A 12,191-nucleotide genomic window follows, 5' to 3' on the forward strand; every position below is an offset into this window, starting at 1 on the left:
TGGAGGGGTGTACGGGTTCCTGAGAACGCCCCGCTGGTGGGGGATCAACGTCTTCGTCCTGCTCGCGATTCCGTTCTGCCTGTTCATGGGAACGTGGCAGCTGGGCAAGTTCGAGGACCGCGTGGACACCCACCAGGCGGCCGAGAAGCGCCCGGATCCCTCGACGCGGAAGGCCGCGCCGCTGGCCTCCCTGCTGCCGGTGGACAAGGAGACCTCGGGGCGGATCGCCGAGGCGAAGGGCCGCTACGGCGAGCAGTTCCTCGTGCCGGACCGGCGGCTCGACGGCAAGGACGGCGGGTACGTGCTGACCCTGCTGAAGACGGACGGCGGCCGGACGCTGCCGGTCGTACGGGGCTGGCTGCCCGCGGGCGGCAAGGCCCCGGCCGCGCCGTCCGGCGAGGTCACGGTCACCGGCGCGCTCCAGGCCTCGGAGAACGCGGGCACCAAGGGCGCGTCCGCCGCGGGCGGGTTGCCCGAGGGCCAGCTGGGGATCATCAGCGCGGCGGCTCTGGTGAACGTGGTCGACGACGACGTCTACGACGCGTGGCTGGCCCAGACCGACTCCCCCGCGGGCCTGACCCCGGTCCCGCCGCAGGCCGCCGCGGGCACCGGCCTGGACGTGAAGGCGTTCCAGAACCTCGGCTACACGGCCGAGTGGTTCGTCTTCGCGGGCTTCGTGGTCTTCATGTGGTTCCGGCTGCTGCGCCGCGAGGCGGAGGCGCACCGCGACGAGGCCCTCGGCCTGGCCTGACACCGCAGGACCCGCGCGACACGCGAAGACCCCCGGCGGCCGGCATGGCCCCGGGGGTCTTTCGTGTCGCACAGCCGGTACCGCGTCAGGACGCGTCCAGCACGCCCGTCCGGTAGATCGTTCCGGCGCACGCGTTCGGGACGGTCGCCTGCGCGCCCGGGGCACCGGCCTCGGGCGTGTGGGTCACCGTGACGCTGCCGTCCGCCAGGCCGCCGTCCTCCGCGACCAGCTGCGGCAGGGCGCCGTCGGTGCCGTCGGTGCCCGTCGAGCCGGTGGATCCGGTCCCACCGTCCGTGGCGGGCGGCGTCGGCGTCGGCGAGGGGTTGGTGGTCGGGCAGGTCTCCGAGGGGACCCAGGCGAACTTCACCTCGTACGCCGTGTCCGGCTTCAGCAGCAGCGGGGTGGACTCCTGCGAGGGGTCCGGCAGGCCGCCGGCCGCGTCGCCGGCGTGGTGCGTCACGACCGAGATCTTGGCCGAGTCGGCCGCGCCCGAGGTCTGGAAGGAGATGCTGCCGGCGCCGCTCACCCTGCAGTCGCGCCCGGAGATGTTGGAGATCCGGAAGGTGCCGTACACCTTGCCCTCTCCGTCCGGCCCGCCCGCGTACGCCGAGGTCACGCCGAGCTGGTCGGCCCGGCAGATCGGCGAGGAGACCGGGATGGACGCCGGGACCTGGTCGCCCGCGCCCGCGTCCGAGCCGCTGCCGGTCCGCGAGCCGGACTGGCGGGGCTTCTCGGTGGCCGGGTTGTCGCGGCCACCGGGGGACGTCGAGGCGCTCGGCGTGCCGTTGCCCTTCGCGCCGCCCTCGACACCCGTCTCGGCGCCGGTGCCGCCCTGGGCCTGCTCGCCGTGCCCGGCGTTGATCGCGTGCTCGTCGCTGACCCCGCCGGAGCTCGCCACGTGCACGAACGCGGGGACGGCCGTGCCGATCAGCACCACGGCGGCCGCGATGCCGACGACGGCCTGGCGCTTGCGGGCCCGCCGCGCGGGCACCGCCCGGCGCAGATGGTCGAGCGCGCCGTCGGAGGGCTCCAGGTCGCTCACCGCGCCCTGGAGCAGCCGGCGCAGCGCCTCCTCGTCGCCGCGATGACTGCCGCCGCCGAAGGCGCCGCCCAGGAGGTCGCCCAGCCCGTTGTCCGGCCCGTCGTTCACAATGTCGTTTCCACTCAGCTCGTCGTGATCCGCGCGCTCGTCACGCCTGTCGCACTCGTCACGCCCGTCGTGCTCGGCCCGCTCGTCGCGTGCGTCCCGCTCATCGCGTTCGTCCCGCTCGTCGTGCCTGTCGTGCTCGTCCAGCGGCCCGCTCATGTCGTGGCCTCCATGGCGACGCGCAGCGCCGCGATGCCGCGCGAGCCGTACGCCTTCACCGAACCCAGGGATATCCCGAGCGTCTCGGCGACCTGCGCCTCGGTCATGTCGGCGAAGTACCGCAGCACCAGCACCTCGCGCTGGCGCCGCTGCAGTCCGCGCATCGCCTTGATCAGCGCGTCCCGCTCCAGCTGGTCGTACGCTCCCTCCTCGGCGCTCGCCATGTCGGGCATCGGCTTCGACAGCAGCTTGAGGCCGAGGATGCGCCGGCGCAGCGCGGAACGCGACAGGTTCACCACCGTCTGCCGCAGGTACGCCAGCGTCTTCTCGGGGTCGCGGACGCGCGAGCGCGCCGAGTGGACCCGGATGAAGGCCTCCTGGACCACGTCCTCGCAGGAGGCGGTGTCGTCCAGGAGCAGGGCCGCGAGACCGAGCAGCGACCGGTAGTGGGCGCGGTAGGTCTCGGTGAGGTGGTCGACGGTGGTCCCCGCGGCCATGGCGTCGTCAGCGCCCTCGCGGGGCGACGGGATGCGGGTGGTGCGGGCGGTGGGCATCGGCGCGATCACCGGCATGCCGCCGGGCGTGCGCGGCCGCCGGAGCGGGCGCACGACGGCGCTTCCGGCGGGAACGCCGGACCCGCCCCGTGCCGGGACGAGCGCCGCGCCCCGCGCGGGGACGAGGGCCGCGCCGCGGAGCGAGACCACCGTTGTGATGTCGAGTACCTCTGCCACGCCTGTTGGACACGTTCCCCCCCGTCAGGGTTGTACGCGTACGCCACCGTTTTTGACGGTGCGTCGTTCGTCCTCATGCGTACCCGATCTTCCCCAATACCCCGTTCGTACCGCCGTCGTCCGGGGCACCCCGAGGGTGCCCACAGAGACGCCCCCTGACCGGCCGTCGGTTGCCGGTAGGGGGAAGAGCATCGTCGAACATGACATCGTCGCAGTTCAAGAGCCACTTACTCGTGACTTGTCCGCGATTTGCTCACACCGCGTTCACAGATCCTACAAAGGCGAACGATCAGCTGTCGCCGAATTCCGGACGCTTCCCGGATTCCGGACGAAGCGTGGAAACGACGGATTCGGCGATCTGCACGACATTGAGCGCGGCCCCCTTGCGGAGGTTGTCGCCGCAGACGAAGAACTCGAGCGCCCGCTCGTCGTCCGGCGTCCGGCGCACCCGTCCCACCCAGGTGGGATCGGTACCGACGACGTCCGCCGGAGTGGGGAAGTCCCCGGCGCCGGGGTCGTCGTAGAGGACGACACCGGGCGAGGTGGCGAGGATCTCGTGCGCCCGCTCCACCGTCACCGGCTGCTCGAACCGCGCGTGCACGGACAGCGAGTGGGTGGTCAGCACCGGCACCCGCACGCAGGTCGCGACGACCCGCAGCCGCGGCAGGTCCAGGATCTTGCGGGTCTCGGCGCGCAGCCCGGCCTCCTCCGAGGACCAGCCTCCCTCGGCCGGCGCGCCCGACCAGGGCACGACGTTGAGCGCGACGGGCGCGGCGAACGGCCCGGTGTCCTCGCCCACGGCCCGCCGTACGTCGCCGGGGTGCGCGCCCAGTTCCGTACCGGCGACCGTCGACAGCTGGGCGCGCAGCGCGGCGACGCCCTCCTGCCCGGCCCCGCTGACCGCCTGAAGGGCGGTCACGACCACCTCGTCCACGCCGAACTCGGCGTGCAGCGCCCCGAGCGCCACGATCAGCGCCAGGGTGCTGTCGCCGGGACTCGCGACGATCCCGCGCGGCCGTACCCGTACGGCGTGCGGATTGATCTCGGGCACGACCAGCGGCACGTCCGGATCGAGCCGGAACGCCGCCGAATTGTCCACGACCACCGCGCCCTTGGCGGCGGCGATCGGCGCCCACTGCGCCGCCACCTCTTCCGGTACGAGGAAGAGGGCGACGTCCACCCCCTCCAGAACCTCCTCGGAGAGGGCCAGCACCTCGGCCTCCTCGCCGCGCACGGCCAGCTTGCGGCCGGCCGAGCGCGGTGAGGCGACGAGACGGATCTCGCCCCAGACGTCCGCGTGCTGCGAGAGCATCTGGAGCATCACCGCACCGACGGCTCCGGTCGCACCGACGACCGCGAGCGTCGGCCTGCGGTTCATCGGCCGGTGCCTCCATAGACGACGGCCTCGTCGGAGTCGCTGTCGAGACCGAACGCGGTGTGCACGGCGCGCACCGCCTCGTTGACGTCGTCCTGGCGGGTCACGACCGAGATCCGGATCTCGGAGGTCGAGATCAGCTCGATGTTGACGCCCGCGTCGGACAGCGCCTTGAAGAAGTCGGCGGTGACGCCCGGGTTGGTCTTCATGCCCGCGCCGACCAGGGAGATCTTGCCGATCTGGTCGTCGTAGCGCAGCGAGTCGAAGCCGATCGAGCCCTTCGTCCGCTCCAGGGCCTCGATGGCCTTGTGGCCCTCGGTCTTGGGGAGGGTGAAGGAGATGTCCGTCAGGGCGGTGGCCGCGGCGGACACGTTCTGCACGATCATGTCGATGTTGATCTCGGCGTCCGCGATGGCGCGGAAGATCGCCGCGGCCTCGCCCGGCTTGTCCGGGACACCGACGACCGTGATCTTGGCTTCGGAGACGTCGTGGGCGACTCCGGAGATGATGGCGTGCTCCACCTGAACGTCCCCATTCGGCTTCTCGTTGCTGACCCAGGTGCCCGGCAGCCCCGAGAACGAGGACCGTACGTGGATCGGAATGTTGTATCGGCGCGCGTACTCGACGCAGCGGTGCAGCAGCACCTTGGAGCCGGAGGCGGCCAGCTCCAGCATGTCCTCGGAGGAGATCCAGTCGATCTTCCGGGCCTTCTTCACCACGCGCGGGTCGGCGGTGAAGACGCCGTCCACGTCGGTGTAGATCTCGCAGACCTCGGCGTCCAGCGCGGCCGCGAGCGCGACGGCGGTGGTGTCCGAGCCGCCCCGGCCGAGGGTGGTGATGTCCTTGGAGTCCGCCGAGACACCCTGGAAACCGGCGACGATGGCGATGTTGCCCTCGTCCAGCGCGGTACGGATCCGGCCCGGCGTGACATCGATGATGCGCGCTTTGTTGTGGACCGAGTCGGTGATGACGCCTGCCTGGCTGCCGGTGAACGACTGGGCCTCGTGGCCCAGGTTTTTGATCGCCATGGCCAGCAGTGCCATGGAGATCCGCTCTCCGGCGGTCAGCAGCATGTCGAATTCGCGTCCGGCAGGCATCGGGGAAACCTGCTCGGCGAGATCGATCAGCTCGTCCGTCGTGTCGCCCATCGCGGATACCACGACGACCACCTGGTGGCCGTTCTTCTTGGCATCCACGATCCGCTTGGCGACGCGCTTGATGCCTTCGGCATCCGCAACGGAGGAGCCTCCGTACTTCTGCACGACAAGGCCCACGTGCGCTCCTCGCTCAGTCCCTGCCGCAGTGCAGTCATCACTGCGGTCGGCGTCAGTTTATCGAGCGGCCCGGGATCGCCGACCGGATATCGCATGCTGAGATGTTCCGCTCATAGGGCGAGCACCCGCATGCCGGGAGGTCAGCGCTTGACCGGGCGCAGCCCCAGCGGACCGGCGATCTCCCGCGCCATCACCCGGCCGGCCTCCTCCGCGAGATCGTCCTCGGTCAGGTCCTCGTCCGTGTCCAGGCCGTCCAGCTCGGCCAGCGGCTGGTCCAGCCGGACGTGTGCGACCAGCGACTGCAGCGCCCGCAGGGTCGCCGATGCGGTCGGGCCCCAGTTGGAGAAGTACGAGAACTGCCACCACCACAGCGCCTCGGTCGTCCGGCCGGCCCGGTAGTGCGCCAGACCGTGCCGCAGGTCCGTGACGATGTCGGCCAGGTTGTCCGAGATCCGGGACGGGATGGGCGCCTTGCGCGGCTCGTACGGGTCGAAGACCTCGGAGAACACGTCCACCGGGTCCAGCAGCACCGCGAACCGCTCCCGCAGCTCGTCGACGTCCACGTCCGGACCGGTGTCCGGCTCGTACCGCTCGTCCGGGACGATGTCCTCGTGCGCGCCGAGCCGCCCGCCGGCGAGCAGCAGCTGGGAGAGCTCCAGGAGCAGGAACGGAACCGCGCTGTCGGGCTCGTCGCCCTTGGCCACTTCCGTGGTCGCGACGATGAAGGACTCGATCGAGTCCGCGATCTGGACCGCGAAGTCGTCCGGATCCTGCGTGATCGAGTGCAGCGTGGCGTCAGACATCGAGGGTGCCTCCCTTGAGCGCACGGTGCGCGCATGCCCTGTCGTCATACATCTAGCAGGCGCCGCCCCTCGAAGGCACGGCCCAGCGTGACCTCGTCCGCGTACTCGAGATCGCCGCCGACGGGGAGCCCGCTCGCGAGCCGGGTCACCTTCAGCCCCATGGGCTTGATCATCCGCGCCAGGTACGTCGCGGTGGCCTCGCCCTCCAGGTTCGGGTCGGTGGCCAGGATCAGCTCGGTGACCGTGCCGTCCGCCAGCCGCGCGAGCAGCTCGCGGATCCGCAGGTCGTCCGGCCCGACGCCCTCGATCGGGCTGATCGCGCCGCCCAGCACGTGGTAGCGGCCGCGGAACTCACGCGTCCGCTCGATCGCCACGACGTCCTTGGGCTCCTCGACCACGCAGATGACCGTCGCGTCCCGGCGCGGGTCGCGACAGATGTTGCACTGCTCCTGCTGGGCCACGTTGCCGCAGACCGCACAGAACCGGACCTTCTCCTTGACCTCGAGGAGCGCGTGCGCCAGCCGGCGCACGTCGGTCGGCTCCGCCTGGAGGATGTGGAAGGCGATCCGCTGCGCGCTCTTGGGACCGACGCCGGGCAGCCTGCCCAGTTCGTCGATGAGGTCCTGCACCACGCCTTCGTACAACGTCAGCGCCTTCCCGGGAGTGCTTGTTTCTTACGGTAGTGGCTTCAGGGGTGGCTTAGAAGCCCAGACCCGGCATACCGCCCAGGCCCTGCGCGAGCGGGCCGAGCTTGGCCTGCTGGAGCTGCTGCGCGTTGTCGTTGGCCGCCTTCACGGCCGCGACGACCAGGTCGGCCAGGGTCTCGCCAAGCTCCTGCAAGGAAGACGCAGCCTCGGGGTCGACCGCCTTCGGGTCGATCACCAGGCCGCGGAGCTCCCCGGAGCCGGTGACCGTCGCGCGCACGAGACCTCCGCCGGCCTGGCCCTCGACCTCGGTCGCGGCGAGCTCCTCCTGAGCGCGCGCGAGGTCCTGCTGCATCTTCTGGGCCTGCTGGAGGAGCTGCTGCATGTTGGGCTGGCCACCACCGGGGATCACGATCACTCACTCCTGGCATGTCATTGCTGACGACTGTTCGGTATGCCGAGCCTACGTGGTCCACGCCCCGACTGCCGCCCCACTCTTTCGAGTGAGAAACTCAGGTCTCCTCTACCTGATCAAGACCCCCTTGCGGGCGGAAATCCCGGGAATCCGGGCCCACAGCCCACCATTCGGCGGTAGGAAGGGCAGGCACCACGTGCACCGCACGTCACGCACGACGCATCGCACGACGCAACCATGCAGAGGAGTGCCCCGGTGAGCCAGCAGCCGGAGATGCAGCCGCCGGAGATGCAGCCGGGGCAGCCCGGCGGGCCGGGCCGCCCTTCGCCGCACGGCGACCGTGAGCCGGACCCGGCCCCGGCGGCCGCGGACCGGCACCGGAACCCGGACCTGACGGGTGCGCCGTTCCCGCTCGGGGACTGGGGCGAGCCCGCGGAGCGCCTCGACGAGCTGTACCGCTGGGTCGAGGGCAACGCGCTGCGCACCGCCGAGTGGTACCTCTCCGACCGCGTCTGGAAGCGCCGCTCCGCCCGCGCCCTGCGCGTCGGTACGGCCCTGGGCGTCGTCGCGGGCGCGGCGCTGCCACTGCTGGACCTGACGGGCGTCGCGGCGGACGGGGCGGCCGGCTGGGGCTACCTCTCCCTGCTGCTGGGCGCGGCGTGCATGGCGTGCGACCGGTTCTTCGGCCTTACGTCCGGCTGGATAAGGGACGTGGCCACCGCGCAGGCGATCCAGCGCCGGCTGCAGGCGCTCCAGTTCGACTGGGCGTCGGAGAGCGTGCGCGAGGTGCTGGGCCCCACGGAGGGCACCGCGAGCGAGGCGGCGGAGCGCTGCCTGGGGGTGCTGCGGCGGTTCTCGGAGGACGTGACGGAGCTGGTGCGGGCGGAGACGGCGGACTGGATGGTCGAGTTCCGCTCGGGGCCGGCGCCGCTGGTGATGCAGTCGGTGGGGGCCGCGGGCGGCCGCCCGGAGGCCCCGCACCCGTCGGCGCGGTTCCCGCTCCCGCCGGGCACCCGCCCGAACATGCCGCGACAGCGGCCGCCGGAGCCGCGGTAGCCGACGGCCCCGCGCCCGTCTCCGGGCGCGGGGTGTCCGGTCAGCTGAAGATGATCATCGAGCCCTGGCCGAGGCTCCGGGTCGCCGCCGCGTGCAGTCCGAGCCACACGTGCCGCTCCCGCGCGAAAGGGCTCTCGTCGTACGGCATCGGACCGGCCGGTTCCTCCAGCGAGGTCGGCCGCTCCGGCGGGCGCGGCGGGGCCGGCGGGTTCGCCGGGTCGATGCCGATCGCCGGGGCCACGAACTCCAGCTCCCGCAGCAGCCCCTGCGAGGAGCCGAGCGGGCCGCCGCCCTCCAGCAGCTCGTCGTTGGACAGCGGGGCCGGGAAGTCGACCGGGACGTACGCGCCGGCATGGTCGTAGTGCCAGACCAGGTGGGACTGCTGCGCGGTCGCCTCGAACATCTCCAGGAGCTGCTCGTAGTCCCCGCCGAGCTCGTCGACCGGCTCGACGGGCAGCCCGCACATCTGGAGCAGGTACGCGCGGCGCAGGAAGTGCAGGGCGTCGTAGTCGAAGCCGGCGACGGGCGCGACGTCGCCGGACAGCCCCGGCATGTAGGCGAAGACGGGGACGGTGGGCAGACCGGAGTCGGTCAGGGCCTTGTCGTAGGCGGCGATCTCTTCGGCGAAGGGATTGTCGGGGCTGTGGCACAGCACGTCGACAAGGGGGACCAGCCACAGGTCACAGGCCAAGGCGGGCTCGCTCTCCGTCGTCGTCGGTCATCAGGTCGGGACAGCGTAGTTGTCTCCGTACCCTCCGCACAGGCCGGGTACGCGGTCTCAACCGCGACTTTGCCCGGACGTCAGTGCCCGGGGCGGCGCTCCAGCCGGTCCGCCCACTGCAGCGCGTGCGCGTTGTACGCCTCGACCACGGCGATCGCGGCCGCCGCGTCGCCCCGGGTGATGGCGTCGACGAGGTCGGTGTGCCCGCCCCACAGCCAGTCGAGCAGCTCGTGGTCGGAGCGCAGGTAGGGCACGGCGAAGACCCAGGCGTGCACGCGCAGCCGGTGCAGGAAGCCGGCGACGTAGTCGTTGGCGGCGACGAGCCGGCTCAGCTCGCGCCAGAACCGGATGTCGTAGCCGATGAGGACGTCCAGGTCCCCGGCGCGGGCGGCGCGGGAGGCGGCCTCGGCCCGGCGGCGCACGGAGGCGATGGCGGCCCCGAGCCGTACGTCGGGCGCCTCTCCGGCCGCCTCCGGGGCGGCGGCCGCCGGCGGCCGGGGAGCGGCGAGGGTCGCGAGATGGCGGCGGAATATCCCGTCCACGATCATCATGCGGGCGTCGACCATGCCCCGGTAGTCGTCGACCGTGAACCGGTGCACGCAGAAGCCCCGGTGGTGGTCGGAGTCGAGCAGCCCCTGCGCCGAGAGGTCGACGAGGGCCTCGCGCACGGGCGTGGCGGACACCCCGTACTGCTCGGCGATCTGCTTGACGGTGAACGCGTCCCCGGGGCGCAGACGCCCCGCGAGGATCTCGTCACGCAGCGCGTCCGCGATCTGCTGCCGCAGGGTGCTGCGCGTCACGGCCCCGCTGGCGGCTCCGTTCGCGGCCATGGTTCGGCCCCCTCCGTCCGGCTCCCGGACACCCTAGTCCAGACGGAGGGGGCCTCCCGGTCGACAGCGCCCCCGTGTTTGCCCGGCCGGACCGGTCAGACGGTGTGCTCGTCGGCCACGGTCAGCGCCGCGTCGAGGGCGGCGAGGCCCTCCTTGACCTCGGCCTCGGAGACGTTGCAGGCCGGGACGGCGTGGGTGCGGTTCATGTTGATGAACGGCCACAGGCCGTGCTTCTTGGCCGCCGCGCCGAAGGCCGCCATCGGGGCGTTGGCCTCGCCGGCCGCGTTGTACGGGACGAGCGGCTCGCGGGTCTCCTTGTTCTTGACCAGGTCGAGCGCCCAGAAGACGCCGAGGCCGCGGACCTCGCCGACGGACGGGTGGCGGTCCGCGAGCGCGCGCAGGCCGGGGCCGAGGACGGTCTCGCCGATGCGGGCGGCGTGCTCGACGACCTTCTCGTCCTCCATCACCTCGATGGTGGCGACGGCGGCGGCGCAGGCGAGCGGGTGACCGGAGTAGGTCAGACCGCCCGGGTAGGGCCGCTTGTCGAAGGTGGCGGCGATCCTCTCGCTGATCGCGACGCCGCCGAGGGGCACGTACCCGGAGTTGACGCCCTTGGCGAAGGTCATCAGGTCCGGCACGACGTCGAAGTGCTCGGCGGCGAACCACTTGCCGGTCCGGCCGAAGCCGGCCATGACCTCGTCGAGGACGAAGACGATCCCGTACTTGTCGCAGATCTCGCGCACGCCGGTGAGGTAGCCGGGCGGCGGCGTCATGATGCCGGCGGTGCCGGGCACGGTCTCCAGGATGATCGCCGCGATGGTCTGCGGGCCCTCGAAGGCGATGGTGTCCTCGAGGTGCGCCAGGGCGCGCTCGCACTCCTGCTGCTCGGTCTCGGCGTAGAACGGCGAGCGGTAGAGGAACGGCGCCCAGAAGCGCACGACGCCCGCGGAGCCCGTGTCGGAGGCCCAGCGGCGCGGGTCGCCGGTGAGGTTGATCGCGGTGGAGGTGGCGCCGTGGTACGAGCGGAAGGCCGAGAGCACCTTGTGGCGGCCGGTGTGCAGCCGGGCCATCCGGACGGCGTTCTCGACGGCCTCGGCGCCGCCGTTGGTGAAGAAGATCTTGTTCAGGTCACCGGGGGTGCGCTCGGCGATGAGGCGTGCGGCCTCGGAGCGGACGTCCACGGCGAAGGCGGGCGCGAAGGTGGCGAGCTTCCCGGCCTGCTCCTGGATCGCGGCGACCACGCGGGGGTGCTGGTAGCCGATGTTGGTGTAGACGAGGCCGCTGGTGAAGTCGAGGTAGCGGTTGCCGTCGTAGTCCCAGAAGTACGAACCCTCGGCGCCGGCGACGGCGAGCGGGTCGATCAGGCCCTGGGCGGACCAGGAGTGGAACACGTGCGCGCGGTCCGCGGCCTTGACGGCGGCGCCGGCCTGGGGGTCGGGTTCGACATGAGGGGTCATGCGGCCAGGGTAAGGACGTGCAGGTCGGAGCGGCCATGACCATCTTGTCCAACGAGACCGGGAGCGACGCGACAGGTTGCCACGAGGGGCCTCGTCGCGGGGGTTCGCGCGATCGGGGAATCTATTGACAGCATGCTGTCGAAATGACAGTCTACTGTCATAAGAGTTCGGCACACGATCGGCACAGACAACCGCAGGAGGCCCGACATGTCCCACACCGTCCACCTCGCCGTCTACGACACCCTCGCCGACTGGGAGACCGGTCACGCGACGGCCTGGCTCGCCCGCTCCGGCTTCACGGTCAGGACGGTCGGGTTCGTCGCCGACGAGCCCGTCACCACCCTCGCCGGCCTCCGTGTCGTCCCCGACCTCGCCCTCGCGGACCTGCGCCCCGAGGACAGCAAGATGCTGATCCTGCCGGGGGCCGACCTGTGGGACGCGGGCGACGGCCTCGCCCCGTTCGCCGCCAAGGCCCGCGAGTTCCTCGACGCGAAGGTCCCGGTCGCCGCGATCTGCGGCGCGACCGCCGGCCTGGCCCGCGAGGGCCTGCTCGACGACCGCACGCACACCAGCGCGGTCTCCTTCTACCTCGCCGCGACCGGTTACGCGGGCGCGGAGCGGTACAAGGAGGCGGACGCGGTCACCGACGGCGAGCTGATCACGGCCGGTCCGACCGAGCCGGTCGCCTTCGCCCGCGAGATCCTCGGCACACTGGGGGCGTTCGAGGGCTCCAGGCTGGACGCCTGGTACCGCCTCTTCCACGACTCGGACCCGGCGGCGTACGCCGAGCTGAACGCGGAGGAGGAGCAGGCGGAGTGATGGGGAGAC

At 71.9% G+C, this 12,191-nt stretch carries 13 protein-coding genes; 3 read left to right on the forward strand and 10 right to left on the reverse strand.

Features of this window, described 5'->3' with window-relative positions; translation table 11 throughout:
* Window positions 1-7 precede the first annotated feature (7 nt).
* Window positions 8-751: an SURF1 family protein gene (locus R2D22_RS17145; RefSeq protein WP_318104518.1), complete on the forward strand. Its 744-nt coding sequence runs from the start codon at window positions 8-10 to the stop codon at window positions 749-751.
* Window positions 752-836: 85 nt separating this feature from the next.
* Here R2D22_RS17145 and R2D22_RS17150 read toward each other — a convergent pair whose 3' ends face one another.
* The 7 genes from R2D22_RS17150 to R2D22_RS17180 all read right to left on the reverse strand — a co-directional run bounded on the left by R2D22_RS17150 (window position 837) and on the right by R2D22_RS17180 (window position 7,296).
* A complete protein-coding gene (locus R2D22_RS17150) occupies window positions 837-2,057 on the reverse strand; it encodes a hypothetical protein (protein WP_318104519.1) in 1,221 nt (406 codons plus the stop codon).
* A complete protein-coding gene (locus tag R2D22_RS17155) occupies window positions 2,054-2,788 on the reverse strand; it encodes a SigE family RNA polymerase sigma factor (RefSeq protein WP_318104520.1) in 735 nt (244 codons plus the stop codon). The genes R2D22_RS17150 and R2D22_RS17155 overlap by 4 nt, the downstream gene beginning before the upstream one ends.
* Window positions 2,789-3,077: 289 nt before the next feature.
* The gene (locus tag R2D22_RS17160) at window positions 3,078-4,166 is read right to left on the reverse strand and encodes an aspartate-semialdehyde dehydrogenase (protein ID WP_318104523.1); all 1,089 of its coding nucleotides are present in this window, start codon (window positions 4,164-4,166) and stop codon (window positions 3,078-3,080) included.
* Window positions 4,163-5,437 (reverse strand): aspartate kinase, encoded by a 1,275-nt coding sequence (locus R2D22_RS17165; RefSeq protein WP_318104524.1) that lies wholly within the window; start codon window positions 5,435-5,437, stop codon window positions 4,163-4,165. Before R2D22_RS17165 ends, R2D22_RS17160 begins: the two co-directional genes overlap by 4 nt.
* A 140-nt stretch (window positions 5,438-5,577) precedes the next feature.
* Window positions 5,578-6,240 (reverse strand): DUF5063 domain-containing protein, encoded by a 663-nt coding sequence (locus tag R2D22_RS17170; RefSeq protein ID WP_318104525.1) that lies wholly within the window; start codon window positions 6,238-6,240, stop codon window positions 5,578-5,580.
* Window positions 6,241-6,284: 44 nt separating this feature from the next.
* A complete protein-coding gene (recR, locus tag R2D22_RS17175; RefSeq protein WP_318104527.1) occupies window positions 6,285-6,884 on the reverse strand; it encodes a recombination mediator RecR in 600 nt (199 codons plus the stop codon).
* Between the two features lie 55 nt (window positions 6,885-6,939).
* Complete coding sequence (locus R2D22_RS17180; protein WP_318109818.1) at window positions 6,940-7,296, reverse strand: YbaB/EbfC family nucleoid-associated protein; 357 nt, start codon at window positions 7,294-7,296, stop codon at window positions 6,940-6,942.
* Between the two features lie 276 nt (window positions 7,297-7,572).
* Here R2D22_RS17180 and R2D22_RS17185 point away from each other — a divergent pair, with 276 nt between their 5' ends.
* On the forward strand, window positions 7,573-8,355 hold the full coding sequence (locus R2D22_RS17185; protein ID WP_411977143.1) for an SLATT domain-containing protein: 783 nt from the start codon (window positions 7,573-7,575) through the stop codon (window positions 8,353-8,355).
* 40 nt (window positions 8,356-8,395) lie between these two features.
* Here the strand turns inward: R2D22_RS17185 and R2D22_RS17190 are convergent, their stop codons facing one another.
* From R2D22_RS17190 to R2D22_RS17200, 3 genes are all read right to left on the reverse strand, one after another.
* Entirely contained in the window at window positions 8,396-9,046 is a 651-nt protein-coding gene (locus R2D22_RS17190) for a hypothetical protein (protein WP_318104531.1), read from the reverse strand.
* Between the two features lie 110 nt (window positions 9,047-9,156).
* Window positions 9,157-9,906 (reverse strand): GntR family transcriptional regulator, encoded by a 750-nt coding sequence (locus tag R2D22_RS17195; RefSeq protein WP_318104532.1) that lies wholly within the window; start codon window positions 9,904-9,906, stop codon window positions 9,157-9,159.
* Window positions 9,907-10,001: 95 nt separating this feature from the next.
* Window positions 10,002-11,363 carry an aspartate aminotransferase family protein gene (locus R2D22_RS17200; protein ID WP_318104534.1) on the reverse strand — a complete coding sequence of 454 codons (1,362 nt, stop codon included), beginning with the start codon at window positions 11,361-11,363 and terminating at the stop codon, window positions 10,002-10,004.
* Between the two features lie 207 nt (window positions 11,364-11,570).
* On the opposite strand from R2D22_RS17200, the gene R2D22_RS17205 reads away from it, so the two are divergent.
* On the forward strand, window positions 11,571-12,182 hold the full coding sequence (locus tag R2D22_RS17205; RefSeq protein WP_318104535.1) for a DJ-1/PfpI family protein: 612 nt from the start codon (window positions 11,571-11,573) through the stop codon (window positions 12,180-12,182).
* The last annotated feature ends 9 nt before the right edge of the window (window positions 12,183-12,191 follow it).

This window comes from Streptomyces sp. HUAS YS2 (genome assembly GCF_033343995.1).
Classification (GTDB): Bacteria; Actinomycetota; Actinomycetes; order Streptomycetales; family Streptomycetaceae; genus Streptomyces; species Streptomyces solicathayae.